The organism is Saccharopolyspora rosea (assembly GCF_025643595.1).
In the GTDB taxonomy this organism is placed as follows: domain Bacteria; phylum Actinomycetota; class Actinomycetes; order Mycobacteriales; family Pseudonocardiaceae; genus Saccharopolyspora; species Saccharopolyspora rosea.
This window is the reverse complement of sequence record NZ_CP102826.1, coordinates 5,192,849-5,215,352: the sequence shown is the minus strand read 5'-3', so window position 1 is coordinate 5,215,352 and position 22,504 is coordinate 5,192,849. Positions and strand designations below refer to the sequence as shown.

Genomic DNA, 22,504 nt, shown 5'->3' with positions numbered 1-22,504 from the left:
CTCCCGGTCGTCAGCCCTGCACCCAGCCGCGGATGCGGGAACCCGGCTCGCCTCGCCAGCGCCCGCGGGGACTGCCCGGTGGACCCCAGGGGCGTCCGCCGCCGCGACCGTGCCGCGGGTGGTGGTCCCACGGGCCACGCGGTCGTCCGCCGTGCAGGGCGCCCTGGACGGCCTGCGCCACCCACGTGTTCAGCGACACGCCCTGCATCGACGCCGCCTGTTCGGCCTGCGTCTTGATCTCGTCGAGCAGCCGGAGCGTGATCCGGCTGATGTCACCGCCCTCGCCGCTGGGCGGCGGTGGCGGGGGCTCCTCCTCGGCTTCCTCGGAGGCCCCGGCGGTGGCGCCGCTGACCACCACCTGCACGTCCCGCCCGTCGAGGCGGATGTCCACCACCGGGCCGTCCAGGTGCGTGGTCACCTCCGCCGCCAGGTCCGACAGGGCGTTCATGATCGCGAGCCGGGCGGCCGGCTCGATCGCGCTGGACAGGACCGCGGCGGTCTGGCGGGTCTGCTCGTCACCCGCGGAGGCCGCCGAAGTCAGGTCCTCGCGCAGCTGGTTGATGTAAGGGCTCAGATCCATGACGTCACTATGCCGCCACGAATGGCGTCGCGCAATGACACGATGGTGTCGGCTGGCGTCGTGGCGATGTTGTCGGCTCCTCCGGTTACGCTTCGAGAAGAGCCAGGGGAGTCGGCAGCGGTGGTCGTCGAACGGCACCGCGCAACAGGAAAGGGGTCCGCCCGCAGTGACCGAGATCGTGCGGCCGAAGGTGCAGCTGATCGGCAAGACCGAGTTCTTCCCGCCGGAGGACGTGGCCTGGTCGACCGACGCCGACGGCGGGCAGGCCCTGGCGGAGTTCGCCGGTCGGGCGTGCTACCAGTCCTGGCACAAGCCGAATCCGGCGACCGCGACCAACGCGGGCTACCTGCGGCACATCCTGGAGGTCGGGCACCTGTCCGTGCTGGAGCACGGCTCGGTGACGTTCTACCTGACCGGCATGTCCCGCTCGCTGACCCACGAGCTGATCCGGCACCGGCACTTCTCCTACTCGCAGCTCTCCCAGCGCTACGTGCCCGAGCGCGACGCCGCGATGGTCGAGCCCGAGGTCATCGCCGCCGACCCCGAACTGCACGAGAAGTTCGTCAAGGCGGCCGAGGCGAGCGTGGCTGCCTACACCGACCTGCTGGAAGCGCTGCAGGAGAAGTTCGCCGACGAGCCGAAGGCGACGCTGCGCCGCAAGCAGGCCCGGCAGGCGGCGCGGTCGGTGCTGCCGAACGCCACCGAGACCCGGATCGTGGTCACCGGCAACTACCGCGCGTGGCGGCACTTCGTCGCGATGCGCGCCACCGAGCACGCCGACGTGGAGATCCGCGCGCTGGCCATCGAGTGCCTGCGCCAGCTGCAGAAGGCGGCGCCGAACGTCTTCAGCGACTTCGAGATCACCACGCTCAAGGACGGCTCCGAGGTCGCTTCGAGCCCGTTCGTCACCGAGGGCTGAACCCGGTCCGCAGCCCCCTGTCCGCCTGCCGCACTGCGCCGACGGTTCGCGTGCGAGCCGTCGGTCGGCCGGTCCGTCCGCGTTCGGCCACGCATGTGGCTAGAGTGGTCGCATGGGTGTGGCCAGTGACGAACGCCGGGAATTGTGCGACCTGTTCGACAGGCTCGGGCCGGACGCCCCCACGCTGTGCGAAGGGTGGGCGACCCGGGATCTCGCCGTGCACCTCGTGGTGCGGGAACGACGGCCGGACGCGCTGGCCGGGAAGCTGGTGAAGGCCCTGGCCGACCGGGGCGAGCGCATCGAGCGCGAACTGCGCGAGCAGTCTTGGCCCGAGCTGGTCGAACAGGTCCGGCAGGGGCCGCCGAAGTGGAATCCGCTCGGTCTGGCCGCGGTGGACGAGGCGGTCAACACCGCCGAGTTCTACGTGCACCACGAGGACGTGCGGCGCGCCCAGCCCGACTGGCGACCGCGGGCGTCGGACCCGGACCGCGAGGAAGCGCTGTGGCGTTCGCTCGCGCGGCTGGCCAAGGTCTTCTACGGGCGCAGCCCGGTGGGCGTGGTGCTGCGCCGTCCGGACGGCACCGAGATCCAGGCCCGGCGCGGGCCGCGCACGGTGCGCATCGTCGGCGAGCCGAGCGAGCTGGTGCTGCACGCCTTCAGCCGCCGTGGCGCGCAGGTGACGTTCGAGGGCAACGACGCCGATGTGCTGGCGATGGAGGACGTGCGCCGGTCCTTCTGACCGCGGCGGGGCGAGGCGGCCGGGGCGCAAACTCTGCCGGTGAATCCCGGTGTGGCCGCAAGATTTCACCACCCCGACCGGGGTTCGCCGACGGGTTTCCGCGGGCCGGTCCGGCCGCGTTGAGCAGCGGAGTCACCAGGTAGCGTCATGGCCATGACCGTCTGTCCCACTGCTACTCCGGGCCGCCCGTTCGGCCGCGTCCTGACCGCCATGGTCACGCCGTTCGACGAGGACGGAAAGCTCGACGTGCAGCTGGCTCAGGAACTCGCCACCTATCTCGTCGACCACGTCGGCAACGACGGGCTGGTCGTCAACGGCACCACCGGCGAAAGCCCCACGACCAGCGATGAGGAGAAGGAGCACCTGCTGCGGGCCGTGGTCGAGGCGGTGGGGGACCGCGCGACCGTGGTGGCCGGTGCGGGCACCAACAACACCGAGCACTCCGTCGAGCTGGCCCGCAACGCCGAGAAGGCCGGTGCGCACGGTCTGCTGGTGGTCACCCCGTACTACTCGCGGCCGCCGCAGGAGGGCCTGTTCCAGCACTTCTGGACCGTCGCCGACGCCACCGGGTTGCCGGTGATGCTCTACGACATCCCCCCGCGGTCGGTGGTGCCGATCCAGGTCGACACGCTCAAGCGGCTGGCCGAGCACCCGCGGATCGAGGCGGTCAAGGACTCCAAGCATGACCTGCTGGCGGGCAGCGAGGTGATGGCCTCCAGCGAGCTGGCCTACTACTCGGGCGAGGACCCGCTGAACCTGCCGTGGTTGTCGGTCGGTGCGGTCGGGTTCGTCAGCGTGATCGGTCACGTCGTCGGCGACCGGCTGCGCCGGATGCTGGACGCGCACGAGTCCGGGGACATCACCACCGCCCGCGAGGTCCACAACGGGCTGCTGCCGGTGTACCGGGCGATGAACGGCGTCGGCGGGGTGATCTTCGCCAAGACCGCGCTGCGGCTGTGCGGCTACGAGACCGGCCAGCCGCGGCTGCCGCTTCCCGCGGCCACCGAGGAACAGGTCCGATTGATCACCAGTGACCTGTGGGATGCTGGGTTGGTACTGGTCAATCCGGATGCCGCAGCAGAGGTGACCCAGATTTGAGCGCGAAGGCGACCGCCTCCGAGTACCACCCCGTGACGCCGGTTTCGGCGGCACCACCGCAGCCACTCGCCGAGGGCGGGCTCCGGGTGGTGGCGCTCGGCGGTATCGGCGAGGTCGGCCGGAACATGACCGTGTTCGAGTACGACGGTCGCCTGCTGATCGTCGACTGCGGAGTGCTCTTCCCCGAGGACGACGCGCCCGGCGTGGACCTGATCCTGCCGGACTTCGCCGCGATCGAGAACCGCCTGGACGACATCGAGGCCCTGGTGCTCACGCACGGGCACGAGGACCACATCGGGGCGGTGCCGTTCCTGCTGCGACTGCGGCCGGACCTGCCGGTGGTGGGCTCGAAGTTCACGCTGGCGCTGACCGCGGCCAAGTGCAAGGAGCACCGCCTGGACCCGACGCTGGTCGAGGTCGCCGAGGGGCAGCGCAGCAAGCACGGCGCCTTCGACCTGGAGTTCTTCGCGGTCAACCACTCGATCCCGGACGCGTTGGCGGTCGCCATCCGCACGCCCGCGGGCGTCGCGCTGCACACCGGTGACATCAAGCTCGACCAGCTGCCGCTGGACGGCAGGCTGACCGACCTGGCCGGGTTCTCCCGGCTCGGCGACGAGGGCGTGGACCTGTTCCTGGTCGACTCGACCAACGCCGAGGTGCCGGGGTTCGTGACGCCGGAGCGGGAGATCGGCCCGGTCCTGGACCGGGTGATCGGCAAGGCGACGCAGCGGGTGATCGTCGCCTGCTTCGCCAGCCACGTGCACCGCGTGCAGCAGGTGCTGGACGTGGCCGAGCAGCACGGCCGCAAGGTCTGCTTCGTGGGCCGCTCGATGGTCCGCAACATGGGGATCGCCGCCGAGCTGGGGCTGCTGAACATGCCGGACGGCCTGCTCGTCGACCTCGATGAGGCGCTGGCGATGCCCGAGCACGAGGTCGTGTTCATCTCGACCGGGTCGCAGGGCGAACCGCTGTCGGCGCTGTCCCGGATGGCGCGCGGGGAGCACAAGCAGATCCGCATCCGCGCCGGGGACACGGTGGTGCTGGCCAGCTCGCTGATCCCGGGCAACGAGACCGCGGTGTTCGGCGTGGTCAACGGCCTGGTCCGGCTGGGCGCCGAGGTGGTGCACCAGGGCGGGGCCAAGGTGCACGTCTCCGGCCACGCCTCGGCGGGCGAGCTGCTGTACCTGTACAACGCGGTGCGCCCGAGCAACGTCATGCCGGTGCACGGCGAGTGGCGCCACCTGCGGGCGAACGCCGAGCTGGCGCGGTTGACCGGCGTCCCGGCCGACCGCGTGGTGATCGCCGAGGACGGTGTCGTCGTCGACCTGGTCGACGGGATCGCCAGCATCGCGGGCCGGGTGGAGATCGGCCACGTCTACGTCGACGGCCTGTCGGTCGGGGACGTGGGCGAGTCGACGCTGTCGGACCGCCTGATCCTGGGCGAGGGCGGGTTCATCTCGATCACGGTGGCGGTGGAGGCGGCGACCGGCCGCGCCGTGTCGTCGCCGACCCTGTCGGGCCGCGGGTTCTCCGACGATCCCAAGGCGCTCGACGACGTGGTGCCGTTGGTGGAGATGGAACTCGCGCGCACCGAGGCCGAGGGCATCACCGACACCCACCGCATCGCGCAGGCGGTGCGGCGCGTGGTCGGCCGCTGGGTCGCCGAGACCTACCGCAGGCGCCCGATGATCGTCCCGAACGTGCTCCCGGTGGATTCGTGATCTTTCCCGATCGCGTGATGTCTGACCGGGTGTAAGGGACTTTTCTGATCACGTGCTGTGATCGTGTCTCACTCCAGTGTGGACTTCGATCCTCGTTGGAAGGACTCAACAGGCTCGATCCGGGCTCCGCTGTCAGGGTGAGGAGGCGCCGGGACGGGGAACTCGGACCCCCGGAGAATCCGAGGTCTCCGACCCGGTGGAACCACACCGCAATGACAGATTGGGGTCTCTGGTGCGTACTTCCATGCGTCTTCTGGGAGCTGCTGCCGCTGCTGCCGGGCTGATGGCGATCGGCGCCCCGGCCTTCGCCGACAGCGCCGACAACGACGGCATCAACCTCCTGGACGACAACAACATCAGCGTGTTGCCGATCCAGGCGTGCAACGACGATGTCGGGGTCCTCGGCATCGCTCTGCCGATCGCCTCGCCGCAGACCGGCGACTGCGTCAACGCCCCGGTCCTCGACCACCCCAACGGCTGAGGTCCGTTCGCACTCCTCTGACCGCGGGAACAGTGCCGGTCTCCCTCCCGGGAGGCCGGCACTTTCGCGTGCTGGCCGCGGAACGCGCTGCCGCTGCGGCGGTCGCTGCGATGTCCACATGGGACGGATGTCCGGGGTCACGGCCGCCAGGGGCTGGGTTTGTCCGTGGTCGGGCGGGTGGGGTCGTGGTGGTGGGGTGCGTTCGGTTCGTCGTGGCGGAGGTCGGCCAGGCCGGTCGTGATGGCGCGCATGATGCGGTCGCGGGCGCGGGCGGCATCGCCGATGCGGTCGGCGGACAGGTCGGTGAGGTCCACCGGTTCGCCGAAGTGGACCTTCAGCGTCGGGCGTCGGCGGACGGCGCGCAGCCACGAGGAGAACAGGATCCACAGGTCGCGGGCGGACTCGACGCGGACCATGCCGTAGCACATCGCCTCGTGCGCGCCCCACTGGCTGATCGGCACGACCGCCGCGTCGGCGGCCAGCGCCATCCGGGCGGCTCCGGTCTTGCCGCGTTCCGGCCACATGTCCGGCTCCAGGGTGATGCGGCCCTCCGGGTACACCAGCACCGGTTGGTGGTCGGCGTTCAGCGCCGCGACGACGCGGTCCAGGGCGTTGGCGGCGGTGCTCTTGCCGCGGTCGGCGCGCACGTGACCGCAGGCGCGCAGCGCCGCGCCGAGGACCGGGGTGTCGAACAGGCCGCCCGTGGCCAGGAAGCGCGGCGCGATCCGGCGCTTCCGGCACGCGGCGATCAGCACCAGGGCGTCGATGTTGCCGATGTGGTTGGCCGCCAGCAGCAGCGGTCCGCCGCGGACCGCGTCCGGGACGTCGCCGGTCACTTCGAGTCGCCCGGTGAGCGCGATGACGGCGCGGTCCACTCGCATCAGCACCCGCCACAGGGGGGACGCGGCCCGGAACAACCTGTCCCGGTCGGTCCGGCGTGTCGGTTCGTGCGGACTGGACGGCAGGGCAACCATGATGGTCGAGGATGTCACGCTCGCCGCCCAGGCAGGAGCGGTTCGCCCGAAAATCGCGCAACAGCACACGTTTGTGCCTGGTGTGACGGGAGAGGCGGGGGAAAGATACCGTGTGGGGCATGGCGAGCCGTACATCGAGTGGGGGGCGGGGCTCGACGCGCAGCAAGGGCGCCACGAAGAGTAACGGCTCCGCCGCCCGGCGTTCGGGGTCGTCGAAGACCCCGGCGCGGCGGAAGAGTTCCTCGGGTTCGAAATCGCGGTCCCGCCGTCCCGCGTCGAAGTCGTCCGCGGGAGGTGGCGTCGCGCGCGGTGTGGGCGGTGTCGTGCGTGCGCTCGGCAAGACGCGCGAACTCGATCCCGCGCACCGGCGTGACGGTCTGGCCCTGGTGTTCCTCGCGTTGGCCGTCGTGTCCGCCGCCGGGGTGTGGTGGCACGCCGGCGGGCCGATCGGGCAGTGGTTCGACTGGCTGCTGCGGTGGGTGATCGGGTCCGCGGCCGTCGTGCTCCCGGTAGTGCTGGCCGGAGTCGCGGTCGTGCTGATGCGCACCGAGACGAACCCCGAGACCCGGCCGCGCGTGGTGATCGGATCGCTGCTGGTGCTGTTCACCGTGCTCGGCGTGATGCACATCCTCGCCGGATCGCCGCTGCGGGCCGACAACTGGGCCTACGCCGGGGGAGCGCTCGGGTTCGTCGCGGGAGGCCCGCTCGCCTACGGCCTCACCTCGTGGGTGGCCGCCCCGGTGCTGGTGCTGGTCGGGCTGTTCGGGGTCCTCGTGCTCACCGGGACTCCGGTGCGGGAGGTCCCGGAGCGGTTGCGGCGGCTCGGCCAGGAAGCCGAAGAACGGGCCGGGAAACCGGACGTCACCGAGACCGACTCCGCGGCCGTCAAGCTGCGCCGGCCGTCCCGGCGCAGGCAGGCCTCGATGTCGGAGGGCGAGCAGCAGCTGTCGCTCGACGACGTCCAAGCCGAGTCCGCACCGGCCGAGCCGGCACCGCGGCCCAAGCCGAGGCCGAAGGCCAAGGCGGCGCCGCCACCCGCCGAACCGCGCGGGGACAAGCCGCGGATCAGCCGCGACGTCGATGGCGACTACCAGCTCCCGCCGCTGGACGTGCTCGTCGACGGCGATCCGCCGAAGAACCGCAGCAAGGTCAACGACGCGATGATCGAGGCGATCACCGCGGTGCTGGAGCAGTTCAAGATCGACGCCCAGGTCACCGGCTTCACCCGCGGTCCGACGGTCACCCGCTACGAGGTCGAGCTCGGGCCGGGGGTCAAGGTCGAGAAGATCACCGCGCTGACCAAGAACATCGCCTACGCCGCGGCCACCGACAACGTGCGGCTGCTGGCGCCGATCCCCGGCAAGTCGGCGGTCGGCATCGAGGTGCCCAACAGCGACCGGGAGATGGTGCGGCTCGGCGACGTGCTGCGTTCCGACCAGGCCGCGCAGGACTCGCACCCGCTGGTCATGGGCCTCGGCAAGGACATCGAGGGCCACATGGTCACCGCGAACCTGTCGAAGATGCCGCACCTGCTGGTGGCCGGTTCCACGGGCTCCGGCAAGTCCAGCTTCGTCAACTCGATGCTGGTCTCGCTGCTCGCGCGGGCCACCCCGCAGGAGGTCAGGATGATCCTGATCGACCCGAAGATGGTGGAGCTGACCCCGTACGAGGGCATCCCGCACCTGATCACGCCCATCATCACCCAGCCGAAGAAGGCGGCCGCCGCGCTGGCCTGGCTCGTGGAGGAGATGGAGCAGCGCTACCAGGACATGCAGGCCAACCGGGTGCGGCACATCGACGACTTCAACCGCAAGGTGCGCTCCGGGGAGATCACCACCCCGCCCGGCAGCGAACGCGAGTACCGGCCGTACCCGTACATCCTGGCCATCGTCGACGAGCTGGCCGACCTGATGATGACCGCGCCCCGCGACGTCGAGGACGCCATCGTGCGGATCACCCAGAAGGCGCGCGCCGCCGGGATCCACCTGGTGCTGGCCACCCAGCGGCCGTCGGTCGACGTGGTCACCGGCCTGATCAAGACGAACGTCCCCTCGCGGCTGGCGTTCGCGACGTCGTCGCTGACCGACTCCCGGGTCATCCTGGACCAGCCGGGCGCCGAGAAGCTGATCGGCATGGGCGACGCGCTGTACCTGCCGATGGGCGCGTCCCGACCGGCGCGCGTGCAGGGGTCGTTCGTCAGCGACGACGAGATCCACCGGATCGTCGCCTACACCAAGGAGCAGCAGGAGCCCGACTACACCGAGGGCGTCACGGCGGCGCAGCCCGGCGAGAAGAAGGCGGTCGACGAGGACATCGGCGATGACCTCGATCTCCTGCTGCAGGCTGCCGAACTGGTGGTGACCAGCCAGTTCGGCTCCACCTCGATGCTGCAGCGCAAGCTGCGCGTCGGGTTCGCCAAGGCCGGGCGGTTGATGGACCTGCTCGAATCGCGCGCCGTGGTCGGCCCGTCCGAGGGCTCGAAGGCGCGCGAGGTGCTGGTCAAGCCCGACGAGCTGCAGGGCGCGCTGGACGCGATCCGGGGCGGTCCGGCCGAGGAGTAGCGGGGTGGACGTCCGCCCGCGGGGACGTCCACCACATTTTCACCGGATTTTCCACGGCTGTTCGCGCGATTGCTCCGTTTGCGAATTCAGATTGCGCCGGATGGAATTCTTCGCGGGCTTTTTGCCGCGGATTCGTGCGATATATTCCCCGCCGCTGACGTGATATCGGCATTGGTCCGGTTACGCCGCGTTTTTCGAGGGGTTCGCGCATGGTTGTCAGGAAAGTCCGCGCATGCCTGGTCGCATTGCTGGTGATGGTGGTCGCGGCCGGAACCGCCGGGGCGGACGCCGCTCCACCGGGGGCGGGTGCCGCGGACGTGGACAAGGGGCGGATGGTGCGCCAGGGCGGCAGCAGCTACCCGCGGCTGGTTCGCCTGCAGCACTCCGGGGCGGCGGACGGGCGGGTGCTGGCGAGCATGACGACCTACGTCAACGACGCCGGGTTCGCGGTCATCTACGAGAGCACCGACGACGGCGCGAGCTTCCACCCGCTCGGCGAGATCCACGATCCCGAGGGCCAGAACAAGAAGGGAATGTGCTGCTCAACGCTGTACGAGCTGCCCAGGCAGGTGGGCGACATGCCCGCGGGCACGCTGTTGTGGGCGGGCACCGCCGGTGTCGGTGCCGACCCGGACCAGCGGCGCAGCAGCATCCGCGTGTGGCGCAGCGACGACCACGGGCGCACCTGGAATTTCCTGTCGACCATCGTGCAGGCGCCGGTCGGACCGGGGGTGTGGGAACCGGAGTTCACCGTGTCCGAGCGGGGCGACCTGGTGGCGTTCTACTCCGACGACGGCGATCCCAAGCACGATCAGAAACTGGTGCAGGTGCGTTCCCGGGACGGTCGGAACTGGACCGATCTGCGGGAGACCGTGAAAAATGACAAATTCCGGGTCCGACCGGGAATGTCAGGGGTTCGCTGGCTTCCGGACGGCACTTATGTGATGGTTTACGAGGTGTGCAACTACGACCCGGTGCACATTTGCACGGTCTGGATGCGGACCTCCCGCGACGGGTGGGATTTCGGCAACCCCTACGACCTGGGCACCGAGATCGTCTCGGACACCGGTGGTCAGCCGCTGGGCACGCCGACGATCGCGTGGGCGCCCGGACCGGGGCGCAACGGACGGCTGCTGCTGGCGTACCAGATGCTCGCCAACCACGACGGCGGCTGGGCTCCCGGCAACGGCCGGACGCTCATGGTCAACGACGACCCGAGGAACCTCGCGCACGGCTGGCGGGAGATCCCGTCGCCGGTGCAGATCAAGTACAACGAGGGCAGCGTGTGCCGGAACTTCAGCCCCACCACGCTGCCGACCCGTGACGGGCGGTCGGTGATCCACATGACCACCGACTTCGAGTACTACGTCGGCGGGCCGTGCGAGGCGTGGTTCGGCACCGGTCCGATCGACGGCGGCAGCGCCTCGGCCGCGCACCCGGCCCAGCCGGTGGATCCGCGTCCGGGGCGGTGAGCCCGCGGGCCCGCGCGGAACCGGCCGCGGTTCCGCGCGGGTCAGCGCCGCAGCGTCGCGTGCGAGGTGTCGAGGTCGCCGACCGAGCCGACGCCCAGGAGCTGGAGGGTGCGCACGATCTCGGTGCGGAGGATGTCCACCGCCCGCTGCACGCCCTGCTCCCCACCGGCCATCAGGCCGTACAGGTAGACGCGGCCGACCAGGCAGGAGTCCGCGCCCAGGGCCAGCGCCGCGACGATGTCGGCGCCGCTGAGGATGCCGGTGTCCAGCAGGATCTCCGCCCGGTCGCCGATGCGGTCGCGGACCTCCGGCAGCAGTTCCAGCATGGTCGGCGCCCGGTCCAGCTGGCGTCCGCCGTGGTTGGACAGGATCACCCCGTCGGCGCCGAGCTCGACCACGCGCCGGGCGTCCTCGGCGTTCTGGATGCCCTTGACCAGCAGCGGACCGCGCCACAGCGCGCGCAGCCACTCCAGGTCGGCGAAGTTCAGCGACGGGTCGAACATCTCGTTGATCAGCTCGGCGGTGGTGCCGGACCAGTGGCTGAACGTGGCGAAGGACAGCGGTTCGGTGGTCAGCAGGTTGAACCACCAGGCCGGGTGCATCGCGCCGTCGGCGATCGTGCGCAGCGTCAGCGCGGGCGGGATGGACAGGCCGTTGCGGTTGTCGCGCAGCCGCGCCCCGGCGACCGGGGTGTCGACGGTGAGCAGCAGGGCCTCGTACCCCGCGCGCTGGGCGCGTTCGACGAGTTCGCGGCTGGCCTCCCGGTCGCGCCACAGGTACAGCTGGAACCACTTGCGCGCACCCGGTGCCGCGTCGGCGAGGTCCTCCACCGATGTGGTGCCCATTGTGGACAGCGCGTACGGGATGCCCGCGCGTTCGGCGACGCGCGCCACCGCGGGTTCTCCCTGGTGGTTCATCATCCTGGTGAAGCCGGTGGGGGCGAAGGAGAACGGCAGCGCCGACGGCCTGCCGAGGACGGTGGTCGACGTGTCCACACTGGACACATCGCGCAGCACCGAGGGGTGGAACTCCACATCGCGGAACGCCTTGCGCGCGCGGCGCAGGCTGATCTCGGCCTCGGCCGCGCCGTCGGTGTAGTCGAACACCGCGCGCGGTGTCCGGCGGCGCGCGATGGCTCGCAGGTCCGCGATGGTGTGGGCCTGCGACAACCGGCGCTGCGTCGGGTTCAGCTGCGGCGCGTTGACCCGCAGCAGGGGGCGCAGTTCGGACCAGCGCGGGAACTGTCGCTTGACCATCGAGAACCGTTCCTTTCTGGCGAGGGCTGATCGCAGCCTAGCGATCGTTCCGCCGTCCGAACACGCCCGCCAGCGCCGGGGTCCCCCGTTGCCGTGATCTTGGGCCGGAGTGGGCTGATGGGCGTATCCAGATGGCCACTTGTGCGGTTTACTTGCACGTGTCGGGGTCAACGTGCTTGGTAGGGGGTGCCTGGATGCTTCGGAGCTTCCGTCTCGGCAACCATCGGTCGTTCTTGGAGGAGCAGGAGCTCCTGCTGATGCCTGCCATCGAGAGGGGCCGGAGCGTGCTCCCCGTGACCGCCGTCTACGGAGCCAACGCGTCGGGGAAGTCGAACCTGCTGGACGGGCTGGCTTTCATGCGGACCGCGGTCCGAGATTCGTTTCGACGTTGGGACGCACACGAACGGATCCCGCGCAGGCGTTTCAGGCTGACCGGTGGTGCGGCGGACACGCCGTCCGTCTTCGTCGCCGAGTTCCAGGTAGACGGGGTTCCGTACACCTACGGATTCTCGTTGGATGACCGCCAGGTGTTGGAGGAGTGGCTGTACTCGTACCCGGAAAAACGTCGACGCATCATGTTCGATCGCGATCGCGGCGAGATCAGGTTCGGCAGCAAGATTTCCGAGTCCAGCGCCAAGTTGGACGTGTTGAAGGATATGACCCGGGAGAACGCGCTGCTGCTGAGCGTCGCCGTGCAGCTCAATGTGGGTTTTGCGGACCGCCCCTACTCCTTCTTCTCGGAGGCGCTGAGTTTCTCGGGTCCTTTTCGCGACGATTCGCCGCAGCTGCTCAACGCGTTCATCGAAAGGGGCGAGGGCAACAGGCGTCGGGTGGTCGACTTGCTTCGAGCGGCTGACCTGGGTATTACGGATCTTGTCGTCGAGAGAGCGAGAGCCGAAAGCGCATTGGCACGGTCCATGCGGCAGGAATTCGAGAACGATCCGGAAAGTTTTGCTAGGTCCGCTGCGCGCGCCGGCTTGGACGTGAAGAACCTGGAAGACCTTGATCTGGTCCTGGCCGAACTTCAAGATTTCCGCGTCAAAACCATGCACGTCGGTGGCGAGGTTCCGTTCGACCTTTCCGACGAATCCCACGGAACCCGGTCATGGCTACGATTGATCCCTACCGCGCTGGAGGCGCTGGATCACGGTTCCGTGCTGCTCGTGGACGAGATCGATTCGAGCCTGCACCCGTTGCTGACCGCGCGGCTCATCGGGCTCTTCCGGGACGAGCGCACCAATCCCCGCAGCGCGCAACTGATCTTCACCACCCACGACACGAGTCTTCTCGGGACCATGTTGAACGACGAGGTCCTCAAGCGGGACGAGGTCTGGTTTGTCAGCAAGAACGACGCCGGAGCGAGCGAGCTGTACGCTCTCAGTGATTTCCGGCCTCGCTCTGGCGAGAACACCGAACGCCGGTATTTGAAAGGCAGCTACGGCGCGGTACCGCTGCTGGATCATCAGAACTTCGTGGCCGCCGCGAGAGGTGAGCGGTGAATCGGAAGGCGGACCGGAAGCGCACTACTCGGGAGAACAGTCGCAGGCGCCGGAACCCCCGGTTCGACTCGCTGCCGCTGCTGCTGGTGGCGTGCGGTGCGGACCGCACCGAAAAGCAGTACCTTGCCGCGCTCCACAGTCGGTACGCCCGGAAGGCGGCGCGCGTTGACTTCCTGACCGACGGTGTCGATCCGCTAACCCTCGTACGCAAGACGGCGAGAATGACCGAACTGCACCCGAGGGACTTCGACGAGGTCTGGTGCGTCGTCGACGTGGACGAGTTCGATCTGGACTCCGCCCTCCGGTTGGCTCGACAACACGGGATCAACGTCGTGGTCTCCAACCGGTGCTTCGAGTACTGGCTCATCCTGCACTTCGAGAACTGCGAATCCGCGTTCCCAACCGCCGCGGACGTGGAGAGACGCCTGCGACGGCACGTACCGCACTACGACAAGACCAACGTGCGGTTCTGCGACTTCGAGCACGGAGTCGGGAACGCGGTGGAACGGGCGAAGCGGCGTTGTGCTTTCGGCGAGGAACACCGGCACAACCCGTCGTCCGGCATGTGGCGGTTGGTCGAGGCGGTCCTGCCGGACGATCGGGCTCGCTAGGGCAGTTCGAGCAGCATGCGCGTGTTGCCGAGGGTGTTGGGCTTGACGTGCGCGAGGTCGAGGAACTCGGCGACACCGGCGTCGACCGAGCGGCGCATCTCGGCGTAGACGTCGGGGCTGACCGGGGCGCTGTCGATCGGGCGGAAGCCGTGGCGGCCGAAGAAAGCGGTCTCGAAGGTGAGCACGAAGACGCGGCGCAGGCCGAGTTCGCCGGCCAGCTCGACGAGGCGGTCGACCAGCCGGTGGCCGATGCCCCGGCCCTTCACCACGGGGTCGACGGCGACGGTGCGGATCTCGGCGAGGTCTTCCCAGAGCACGTGCAGCGCGCCGCAGCCGACCACGGCGCCGGTGTGTTCGGCGACCCAGAACTCCTGCACGTCCTCGTAGAGCGTGACCAGGTCCTTGGCCAGCAGGACCTCGCCCGCGTAGGTGTCGACCAGGGACTTGATCCGGCGCACGTCGGCGATCCGAGCCCGCCGAATCGTTATATCCGTCGATGCATAGTCATTCACGGGCCCATCGTAGACCCCGGGCCGTCGGCGCCCCGCGCGTTCCCCGCTCGCTGAGGTTCAGCAGCATTCGGGTGTTGCCCAGCGTGTTGGGTTTGACGTGGGCGAGGTCGAGGAACTGGGCCACGCCCTCGTCCGGCGAGCGGCGGATCTCCTCGTAGACCTCCGGCGGCACGGGGGTGTCCGAGATCGGCAGGAAGCCGTGCCGGCCGAAGAAGGCCGTTTCGAAGGTGAGCACGAAGATGCGCTGGAGCCCGAGTTCGGACGCGGTGTCGATGAGCCGCTCGACGAGTGCGTGACCGATTCCGAGCCCCTTCGACGTCGGGTCGACGGCGACGGTGCGGATCTCGGCGAGGTCTTCCCAGAGCACGTGCAGCGCGCCGCAGCCGACCACGGCGCCGGTGTGTTCGGCGACCCAGAACTCCTGGACGTCCTCGTAGAGCGTGACGAGTTCCTTGCCCAGCACCACCTTCCCGGCGTAGTGGTCGATCAGGCGCTTGATCGCGGGGACGTCGCCGACGCGTGCCGGGCGCACCTCTGCAGGAGCAGTCACGTTAGGCAAGCCTAACCAACGTGCGGTGGGTGGCGCGCCTCCGGCGGCCGTTATCTCGACCACCCCCGGCCGTTCGCCGAACCAGGCTCGTGCGCAGTGCGGATCACCCGTGACGTTACGCTCGTCGCATGGCAAGCGAGCGGAATCAGGCCACTGCGGGACAGTCCGGGCGCCGGGTCGCCATGGTCACGCTCGGTTGCGCGCGCAACGAAGTCGACTCCGAGGAGCTGGCCGGGACGCTGCACCAGCAGGGGTGGGACCTCGGCGAGCCCGAGGACGCCGACGTCGTCGTGGTCAACACCTGCGGCTTCGTGGAGTCCGCGAAGAAGGACTCGGTGGACACCCTGCTGGCCGCCGCCGACACCGGCGCGAAGGTCGTCGCGGTCGGCTGCATGGCCGAGCGCTACGGCGCCGAGCTCGCCGAGCACCTGCCCGAAGCCGACGCCGTCCTCGGCTTCGACCACTACGCCGACCTCGCCGAACGGCTCGACGACGTGGTCGCCGGTCGCGCCGTGCAGGCGCACCAGCCGCGGGACCGGCGGAAGATGCTGCCGATCACGCCGGTCGCCCGGCCCGCCGCGGCCGAGTCCGCGGGCGTGTCCGTGCCCGGGCACGGTTGGCTGCCCGCGACGCGCTCGGTGGCGCGGCGCAGGCTGGACGACTCGCCCGTCGCCGCGCTGAAGCTGGCCTCCGGGTGCGACCGGCGGTGCTCGTTCTGCGCGATCCCGTCGTTCCGCGGCTCGTTCCTGTCCCGGCCGCCGGAGGAGGTCCTCGGCGAGGCCGCCTGGCTGGCCCGCGAGGGCGCGCGGGAGCTGTTCCTGGTCAGCGAGAACTCCACCTCCTACGGCAAGGACCTCGCCGACCCGCGGGCGCTGGAGACCCTGCTGCCGCGGCTGGCCGCCCTCGACGGCGTCGACCGCGTGCGCGTGTCCTACCTGCAGCCCGCCGAGACCCGTCCCGGGCTGGTGCGGGCCATCGCGACCACGCCGGGCGTGGCGCCCTACTTCGACATGTCGTTCCAGCACGCCAGCGAGACCGTGCTGCGGCGGATGCGCCGGTTCGGCTCCACCGAGTCGTTCCTGGAGCTGATCGACCGGATCCGCGAGCTGGCCCCCGAGGCGGGCATCCGCAGCAACGTCATCGTCGGGTTCCCCGGCGAGACCGAGGAGGACTTCGCCGAGCTGCAGGAGTTCCTGACCCGGGCGCGGCTGGACGCCGTCGGCGTGTTCGGCTACTCGGACGAGGAGGGCACCGAGGCCGCCGGGTTCGACGGCAAGATCGACCAGGACACCGTCGCCGAGCGCGTCGAGCAGGTCTCCCAGCTCGCCGACGAGCTCGTCGCGCAGCGCGCCGAGGACCGGATCGGCAGCGAGGTCCGGGTGCTGGTCGAGCGCGTCGCCGACGGCGAGTGCGCCGGCCGCGCCGAGCACCAGGGACCGGAGGTGGACGGCGAATGCCTCGTCGTCGATCCTGGGGAGGTCGGCGTGGGCGAGGTGCTGCGCTGCCGGGTGGTCGACAGCGAGGGCGTGGACCTCGTCGTGCGCCCGGTCGCCGGCACGCCCGCACAAGACCGGTCCGGGGAGCAGCCATGACGGCCGAGAACGCGGCAGTGAACCAGCCGGGGCGCACCGAGCCCGGGCCGGTGCCGGTGCTCAACATCGCCAACGTGCTGACGGTGTCCCGGCTGGCTCTCGTGCCGGTGTTCCTGGTGGCGCTGTTCTGGGCCGGCGGGCACGACGTGGTGTGGCGGTGGGTCGCGACCGGCGTGTTCGCGCTGGCGTCCATCACCGATCGCATCGACGGCGACCTGGCCCGGAGGCGCGGGCTGGTCACCGACTTCGGCAAGGTCGCCGACCCGATCGCGGACAAGGCGCTGACCGGTGCCGCGCTGGTGGGGCTCAGCCTGCTCGGCGATCTGAGCTGGTGGGTCACCTGGATCATCGTGGGCCGGGAGGCCGCGGTGACCGGGCTGCGGTTCTGGGTGATCCGGCACGGCGTCATCCCGGCCAGCCGCGGCGGCAAGATCAAGACCCTGCTGCAGGCCATCGCGATCGGCTGCTACCTGTTGCCGCTCGGCGACGCGGGCGAGGTGGTGCGCTGGACCGTCATGGGCGCGGCCGTGCTCGCCACCGTGCTGACCGGCCTCGACTACGTGGTGCGGGCGCTGCGGCTGCGGGCCGTCGGCAAGCGGGCGACGGCGTGATCGTCGAGGCCCTCGGGCTGGAGCGGGCGCACGTCGCCGGGCTGCTGGACTTCCTGCGCGGGCAGGGTCGCACCGTCGCCACCGCCGAGTCGCTGACCGCCGGGCTCGTGTCGGCGGCGCTGACCGACGTGGCCGGGGCGAGCGACGTCGTGCGCGGCGGTCTGGTGGTGTACGCCACCGACCTCAAGGCGGAGCTGGCCGGCGTCGACCGGGCGCTGCTCGCCGAGCACGGCGCGGTGCACCCCGACGTGGCGCGGGAGCTCGCCGCCGGAGCGCGGCGGCGGTGCGGCGCGGACTGGGGGATCGGGCTCACCGGCGTCGCCGGACCCGATCCGCAGGACGGGGTCGCGCCGGGCACGGTCCACCTCGGCTTCGCCGGTCCCGGAGGCGTTACGGTGCACACCGCGCGGGTCGAGGGCGACCGCCACGCAGTGCGGGCTGCGGCCGTTCGGGTGGCACTGGAACAGTTCGCCGGGCTGCTTCGTTGTCCCTCCGAGGCGTGAACGCTGCGCAAACCCGGCGCCGCGGCGTCACGGCGACTCGGTTGGCGACGTTCGCCCTTGGCGGACTTGCGGCCGATCGTTCTCGTTCGGCCCGGAGGATGAGTAACGTAGGGGGCGTTCACGCGTCGCGCACGCGCTGGCCGACTCAGGAAGGGAGGCGCGCGATGACCGTATTGTTGCGGGAGGCGGTCGGTGAACGGCTGCGCCGCGCCCGGACCGCCCAGTCTCGCACCCTGCGGGACGTTTCGCGCGCTGCCCGGGTGAGCCTCGGTTACCTGTCCGAGGTCGAGCGGGGCCGCAAGGAGGCGTCGAGCGAACTGCTCGCCTCGATCTGCGACGCCCTGGAACTCCCGTTGCCCGAGCTGCTGGTTACCGTGGCCGGCGACCTCGACGACACGATGGTCGCGCCGGAGGTCGTGGACCAGTCGACCGCTGAGGAGATCGACGGCGGTCTGGTGCCGAGCCTGCTCGGCGGGCAGCTGTCCGAGGCCGACCTCGCCGAGTCCGAGTTGGCCGAGGCCGCGGCGGACGCCGACCCGCGCGCCTGCGCCGAGAACTCCCGCCTCCAGCCGGTGCTCAGCCAGCGCATCAGCGCTCCGGTGCACAAGCCGGGTGGAGTCGTGGTGGCCGCCTAGGGAGTGTTTCGGAAGTGCTTTGCGTGGCGGTGCCGGTTGCGAGACCATTCACCGAAAGAGAAAGCGGCTGCCGCCGCTGATAAAACACGCGCTAGTCGCTGTTGACCTTGTGAAACCGACGACCCGGACGAACCGTACCCTGGTGGTCCGGGTCGTCGGGTTTTTGCGGTTCGGTTCGCGCGGGGAACCCGCGGATCTCCCCGGCTTGGTGGAAGCCGACACGGCGACCTGACACGATGGGACCAGTGGGTGTGCCCGTGGCGGACCGTGTCCGGGGCAGCTGAGCAGCGAAGAGAAGGCAGGCGGAGGAGATGGCCAATCCGTTCGTGAAGTTCTGGAAGTACCTGATGGCGTCGTTCTCGTCGAAGGTCGACGAGCACGCCGACCCGAAGGTGCAGATCCAGCAGGCCATCGAGGAGGCCCAGCGGCAGCACCAGGCTCTCTCCCAGCAGGCTGCTTCGGTCATCGGCAACCAGCGCCAGCTGGAGATGAAGCTCAACCGCCAGCTCGGCGAGGTCGAGAAGCTGCAATCGTCGGCCAAGCAGGCGCTCGTGATGGCCGACCAGGCGCGTGCCGAGGGCGACGAGACCAAGGCGCAGAAGTACGAGGAGACCGCCCAGCAGCTGGCCAGCCAGCTGGTCAGCGCCGAGCAGGGCGTGGAGGACCTCAAGACGCTGCACGACCAGTCGTTGCAGGCCGCCGAGCAGGCCAAGCAGGCGGTCGAGCGCAACGCCCAGGTGTTGCAGCAGAAGATCGCCGAGCGCACCAAGCTGCTCAGCCAGCTGGAGCAGGCCAAGATGCAGGAGCAGGTCTCCTCGTCGCTGCGGCAGATGACCGAGATCGCCGCGCCCGGCAACACCCCCTCGCTGGAGGAGGTCCGGGACAAGATCGAGCGCCGCTACAGCACGGCCCTCGGTGAGGCGGAGTTGGCGCAGAACAGCGTGCAGGGCCGGATGATGGAGGTCCAGCAGGCGTCCATCGACGCCGCGGGCGCCAGCCGACTCGCCCAGCTGCGCGCCTCGATGGGATCCGGCTCCGACCAGCAGCAGGTGACCGGCGGGCAACAGCAGCAGGTCACCAGCGGCCAGGAAGCCGCTGACCCGGCGACGCAGCAGAAGCAGCAGAACCCGCAAGCCGGTCAAGCCTGAACGAGTCCGACGTGCGGTCGCGGCGCAACGAACTCGCGCAGTGGGGCGAGGCCGCGCTGGAACAATTGCGCGGTCCGGTCCTCACCGAGGTGCGCCGCACGCTCGCGCGGTGGCGGGATCCGCGGGCCCGGCTGCTGAGGCAGCGCAGACGGGCCAAGCGCGCCGCGACCGGCAGCGCCGTGACCGCCGGGGTGTTCGGTGCGGGCGCCTACACGTCGGCGACCGCGCCCGGGCTGTGGGAGATGTGGGGCAGCTGGGCGCACGGCGTCCAGGAATTCGCCACCTTCGGGCTCGGTGGCATCGCCGTGGCCGCGGGTGTCGGTGCGGTCGGTGCCGGCACCAGGTACTGGAAGCTCAGGAAGGCGCCGCTGCCCGAAGCGCCGCCGCAGCCGGTGGAGCTGCCGCCGCAGGACTCGCGAGCCCGCGAACCGATGCGGCGGCTGCGCGACGCCGAGCAGAGCCTGCACCGGGCGTTGGTCCAGCTGACCAGCGCCGGAGCCGGTGAGGCCGCGGCCGATGCGCGGCGCACCGCGGACTCCGCGGCGGTCGAGCTGCGGCGGGGCGCCGACCGGCTGGTGGCCGTCGAGGAGGCGGCGCCGCACGCGCCGGCCGCGGAGCGGGCCGAGCTGCATGCGGACGCGGACCGGCTGCGCGCGGAACTCGACGAGGGCGTCGAGGGCTACGGGCGACTGGTCGCGGCGGCCGGACGGGCGGTGGCCGCCAGCGGCAGCACCGAGCAGGCGCACCTGCTCCAGGACGCGACCGATCGGCTGGCCGGACTCGCGGCCGGGCTCCGCGAACTGTTCGGCGGCGAACCGCGGCCCTGAGCGACACGCCCGCGCGGGCATCACCGCTGGTCGACGCGGACTCCCGCGATCCGGGTGCGGCGGTGGCTTGATCGTGTGATGCGAAAGTGTAATCTTCGTTCGGTCACTGCACGCCGTGGGCGCTGTTCGCGCCCGGTCGGCAGTTCGGGGGAGGACGATGTGGCGTCGTGGACCGTGCACGGCGACGGTCGGTCGCCGGGCGGCGGTGCCATCGTCGCCTCCGAGGAGCGGTTGAGCTGGCCGCTGACGATCGGTTTCGGCGTGCAGCACCTGCTGGCGATGTTCGGCACCACCGTGCTCGTGCCACTGCTGACCGGATTTCCCGCCACCACGACACTGCTGCTGTCGGGCGTGGGGACGCTGCTGTTCCTGCTGCTCACCCGCAACCGGGTGCCCAGCTACCTGGGCGCGTCGGTGTCCTTCGTGGTGCCGCTGGGCGTCGCCGCGCACAAGGCCGGTGCGGGGCCGGCCGCGCTGCTCGGCGGGATCATGGTCGTCGGCCTGGTCGTGGTCAGCGTCGGGGTGGCGGTCAAGGCGCTGGGGGTCCGGCTGCTGGAGGCCGCGATGCCGCCGGTCGTGACCGGGGCGATCGTGCTCATGATCGGATTGAGCCTCGCGCCGCAGTCGGTGTCCTCGTTCGACGCGCAACCGGTCCCGGCGGCGGTGACGCTCGGGACCGTCGTGCTGCTCACCGTGGTCAGCCGCGGGATGCCCGCTCGGCTGGCCGTGCTGGTCGGCGTGCTCGTCGGTTGGGGCTGCGCCGCGGTGTCCGGACAACTCGACCCCACCCGGGTGGCTGCCCTGCGGGACGCGCCGTGGCTCGGACTCCCGGAACTCGTGGCGCCCCAGGTGCACCTGTCGGTGATGCCGTACGTGCTGCCGCTGGCGATCGTGCTGGTCGCCGAACAGGTCGGGCACGTCAAGGCGGTCGCCGCGATGAGCGGTCGCAACCTCGACCCGCACGTCGGGGACGCGCTGATCGGCGGCGGCCTGGCCACCGCCATGTCCGGGTCGGCTGGTGGGGCGGCGCTGTCCAGCAACGCCGCCAACATCGGTGCCATGGCCGCGACGCGCGTGTACTCGACCGCGGCGTGCGCGGTCGCCGCGTTGGCGGCGGTGGTCCTGTCGTTCTCGCCGAAGTTGACCGCGCTGATCAACACTGTTCCGCTCGGCGTGCTCGGCGGCGCGACGCTCGTGCTGTTCGGGTTGTTGGCGCTGGTCGGCGTGCGGATCTGGCTCGGGTCCGGAGTGGACTTCGCTGATCCGGTGAACCTGGCGGTGCTCGGGACGGCGATCATCGCCGGCGTCGGGGACCTGACGCTGTCCGTCGGCGACCTGCGGGTGACCGGAGTGGTCTGGGGATCGGTCGGGATCGTCCTGCTCTACCCGATGCTGCGGCGCCTCGCCGACGTCCGCTCCCGGCGTCAGGGCTGGCAGCGCGGGCAGTGGTAGCTGACGCGGGAGCCGGGGTCGCGGCCCTGCGTCGCGCGGTGCACCGGTCCGCCGCAGCGCAGGCAGGTGCGGCGCCCGTAGACCCAGTGCCGGGTTCCCGGGCGCAGGCTCTTCGTCGTGGACTGCTCCGGGTGCCAGGCGTTGCGCAGCAACAGCTCCCGGCCGAGGCGGACGACGCGGTGGGCGTCGACGTCGGCGACGCGGGTCCGCGGTGACCGTCCGATGAGGAAGCACACCTCGGTCTGGTAGATGTTGCCGAGACCGGCGACGACGGACTGGTCGAGCAGCGCGAGCCCCAGTTCCCGGTCCGGGTCGGCGGTCAGGCGCCGCACCGCCTCCGCCTCGTGGTCGTCGTCCCAGTCCGCCGCCAGCAGGTCCGGACCCAGGTGGCCGATCACGCGCGGCTCCTCGGCCGTCGGCAGCCAGCGCAGGTCGTGCAGGTTGAAGCCGACCGCGACCTGCCGTTCGGTGGCGAGGACCGCCCGCACCTGGTGGGCCGGTCGGCGCCACCTCCCCGCCGGGCCGTACAGGTGCCAGGCGCCGTCCATGCGCAGGTGGTTGTGCAGCGTGTGGCCGTCGTCGAACCGGATCAGCAGGTGCTTGCCCGCCGGGCGGACCTCGCGCACCGACCTGCCCGCGAGGTCCAGTGTGGACAGACGTGGGTGGCGCAGCTCGCCGCGGACGAGCCGGTGCCCGGCCAGCGCCTCGTGCAGGCGGTGGCAGGTCAGGAAGACGGTGTCGCCCTCGGGCAGGGTGCGCACCC

22 protein-coding genes are annotated in these 22,504 nt (G+C 70.7%); 16 read left to right on the top strand and 6 right to left on the bottom strand.

What is annotated here, in order from left to right; genetic code table 11:
* Positions 1–10: 10 nt before the first annotated feature.
* Complete coding sequence (locus NV263_RS24130; protein ID WP_263248900.1) at positions 11–580, bottom strand: toxin-antitoxin system HicB family antitoxin; 570 nt, start codon at positions 578–580, stop codon at positions 11–13.
* 166 nt (positions 581–746) lie between these two features.
* On the opposite strand from NV263_RS24130, the gene thyX reads away from it, so the two are divergent.
* The 5 genes from thyX to NV263_RS24105 all read left to right on the top strand — a co-directional run bounded on the left by thyX (position 747) and on the right by NV263_RS24105 (position 5,538).
* Positions 747–1,499, top strand: a complete 753-nt coding sequence (gene thyX, locus NV263_RS24125; RefSeq protein ID WP_263248899.1) for an FAD-dependent thymidylate synthase — start codon at positions 747–749, stop codon at positions 1,497–1,499.
* Positions 1,500–1,611: 112 nt separating this feature from the next.
* Positions 1,612–2,238, top strand: coding sequence for a TIGR03085 family metal-binding protein (locus NV263_RS24120; RefSeq protein ID WP_263248898.1), 627 nt, complete (start codon positions 1,612–1,614; stop codon positions 2,236–2,238).
* 153 nt (positions 2,239–2,391) lie between these two features.
* Positions 2,392–3,336 (top strand): 4-hydroxy-tetrahydrodipicolinate synthase, encoded by a 945-nt coding sequence (gene dapA, locus NV263_RS24115; RefSeq protein ID WP_263248897.1) that lies wholly within the window; start codon positions 2,392–2,394, stop codon positions 3,334–3,336.
* A gap of 32 nt (positions 3,337–3,368) precedes the next feature.
* The gene (locus NV263_RS24110; RefSeq protein WP_380758354.1) at positions 3,369–5,057 is read left to right on the top strand and encodes a ribonuclease J; all 1,689 of its coding nucleotides are present in this window, start codon (positions 3,369–3,371) and stop codon (positions 5,055–5,057) included.
* A 244-nt stretch (positions 5,058–5,301) separates the two neighbouring features.
* Positions 5,302–5,538, top strand: coding sequence for a hypothetical protein (locus NV263_RS24105; RefSeq protein ID WP_263248896.1), 237 nt, complete (start codon positions 5,302–5,304; stop codon positions 5,536–5,538).
* A 137-nt stretch (positions 5,539–5,675) separates the two neighbouring features.
* Here the strand turns inward: NV263_RS24105 and NV263_RS24100 are convergent, their stop codons facing one another.
* Positions 5,676–6,512, bottom strand: a complete 837-nt coding sequence (locus tag NV263_RS24100; RefSeq protein WP_380758327.1) for a lysophospholipid acyltransferase family protein — start codon at positions 6,510–6,512, stop codon at positions 5,676–5,678.
* A 119-nt stretch (positions 6,513–6,631) separates the two neighbouring features.
* Between NV263_RS24100 and NV263_RS24095 the strand changes: the two genes are divergently transcribed.
* Both NV263_RS24095 and NV263_RS24090 read left to right on the top strand, forming a co-directional pair.
* The gene (locus NV263_RS24095) at positions 6,632–9,073 is read left to right on the top strand and encodes an FtsK/SpoIIIE family DNA translocase (RefSeq protein WP_263248895.1); all 2,442 of its coding nucleotides are present in this window, start codon (positions 6,632–6,634) and stop codon (positions 9,071–9,073) included.
* Between the two features lie 209 nt (positions 9,074–9,282).
* Positions 9,283–10,545 carry a sialidase family protein gene (locus tag NV263_RS24090; protein ID WP_263248894.1) on the top strand — a complete coding sequence of 421 codons (1,263 nt, stop codon included), beginning with the start codon at positions 9,283–9,285 and terminating at the stop codon, positions 10,543–10,545.
* A 41-nt stretch (positions 10,546–10,586) separates the two neighbouring features.
* Here NV263_RS24090 and NV263_RS24085 read toward each other — a convergent pair whose 3' ends face one another.
* The gene (locus NV263_RS24085; protein ID WP_263248893.1) at positions 10,587–11,801 is read right to left on the bottom strand and encodes an alpha-hydroxy acid oxidase; all 1,215 of its coding nucleotides are present in this window, start codon (positions 11,799–11,801) and stop codon (positions 10,587–10,589) included.
* 293 nt (positions 11,802–12,094) lie between these two features.
* On the opposite strand from NV263_RS24085, the gene NV263_RS24080 reads away from it, so the two are divergent.
* Together NV263_RS24080 and NV263_RS24075 are read left to right on the top strand one after the other, a co-directional pair.
* Positions 12,095–13,300 (top strand): AAA family ATPase, encoded by a 1,206-nt coding sequence (locus tag NV263_RS24080; RefSeq protein ID WP_263248892.1) that lies wholly within the window; start codon positions 12,095–12,097, stop codon positions 13,298–13,300.
* Positions 13,297–13,911 carry an RloB family protein gene (locus NV263_RS24075; protein WP_317630365.1) on the top strand — a complete coding sequence of 205 codons (615 nt, stop codon included), beginning with the start codon at positions 13,297–13,299 and terminating at the stop codon, positions 13,909–13,911. Before NV263_RS24080 ends, NV263_RS24075 begins: the two co-directional genes overlap by 4 nt.
* Here the strand turns inward: NV263_RS24075 and NV263_RS24070 are convergent.
* Both NV263_RS24070 and NV263_RS24065 read right to left on the bottom strand, forming a co-directional pair.
* Positions 13,908–14,423, bottom strand: coding sequence for an amino-acid N-acetyltransferase (locus tag NV263_RS24070; RefSeq protein WP_263248891.1), 516 nt, complete (start codon positions 14,421–14,423; stop codon positions 13,908–13,910). The genes NV263_RS24075 and NV263_RS24070 overlap by 4 nt on opposite strands.
* Positions 14,416–14,973 carry an amino-acid N-acetyltransferase gene (locus NV263_RS24065; RefSeq protein WP_380758319.1) on the bottom strand — a complete coding sequence of 186 codons (558 nt, stop codon included), beginning with the start codon at positions 14,971–14,973 and terminating at the stop codon, positions 14,416–14,418. Before NV263_RS24065 ends, NV263_RS24070 begins: the two co-directional genes overlap by 8 nt.
* A gap of 128 nt (positions 14,974–15,101) precedes the next feature.
* On the opposite strand from NV263_RS24065, the gene rimO reads away from it, so the two are divergent.
* The 7 genes from rimO (at position 15,102) to NV263_RS24030 (ending at position 21,741) form a co-directional block, all read left to right on the top strand.
* Complete coding sequence (rimO, locus tag NV263_RS24060) at positions 15,102–16,565, top strand: 30S ribosomal protein S12 methylthiotransferase RimO (protein WP_263248889.1); 1,464 nt, start codon at positions 15,102–15,104, stop codon at positions 16,563–16,565.
* Positions 16,562–17,176 (top strand): CDP-diacylglycerol--glycerol-3-phosphate 3-phosphatidyltransferase, encoded by a 615-nt coding sequence (pgsA, locus tag NV263_RS24055; protein ID WP_263248888.1) that lies wholly within the window; start codon positions 16,562–16,564, stop codon positions 17,174–17,176. Before rimO ends, pgsA begins: the two co-directional genes overlap by 4 nt.
* Complete coding sequence (locus NV263_RS24050; RefSeq protein WP_263248887.1) at positions 17,173–17,679, top strand: CinA family protein; 507 nt, start codon at positions 17,173–17,175, stop codon at positions 17,677–17,679. Before pgsA ends, NV263_RS24050 begins: the two co-directional genes overlap by 4 nt.
* A gap of 164 nt (positions 17,680–17,843) precedes the next feature.
* The gene (locus tag NV263_RS24045; protein ID WP_263248886.1) at positions 17,844–18,314 is read left to right on the top strand and encodes a helix-turn-helix domain-containing protein; all 471 of its coding nucleotides are present in this window, start codon (positions 17,844–17,846) and stop codon (positions 18,312–18,314) included.
* Between the two features lie 311 nt (positions 18,315–18,625).
* Complete coding sequence (locus NV263_RS24040; RefSeq protein WP_263248885.1) at positions 18,626–19,462, top strand: PspA/IM30 family protein; 837 nt, start codon at positions 18,626–18,628, stop codon at positions 19,460–19,462.
* Between the two features lie 11 nt (positions 19,463–19,473).
* The gene (gene pspM / locus NV263_RS24035; protein ID WP_263248884.1) at positions 19,474–20,289 is read left to right on the top strand and encodes a phage shock envelope stress response protein PspM; all 816 of its coding nucleotides are present in this window, start codon (positions 19,474–19,476) and stop codon (positions 20,287–20,289) included.
* A gap of 159 nt (positions 20,290–20,448) precedes the next feature.
* Complete coding sequence (locus tag NV263_RS24030; protein WP_263248883.1) at positions 20,449–21,741, top strand: uracil-xanthine permease family protein; 1,293 nt, start codon at positions 20,449–20,451, stop codon at positions 21,739–21,741.
* On the opposite strand, the gene NV263_RS24025 is transcribed toward NV263_RS24030, so the two are convergent.
* The gene (locus NV263_RS24025; RefSeq protein ID WP_263254340.1) at positions 21,714–22,493 is read right to left on the bottom strand and encodes a DNA-formamidopyrimidine glycosylase family protein; all 780 of its coding nucleotides are present in this window, start codon (positions 22,491–22,493) and stop codon (positions 21,714–21,716) included. The genes NV263_RS24030 and NV263_RS24025 overlap by 28 nt on opposite strands.
* Positions 22,494–22,504: the final 11 nt, after the last annotated feature.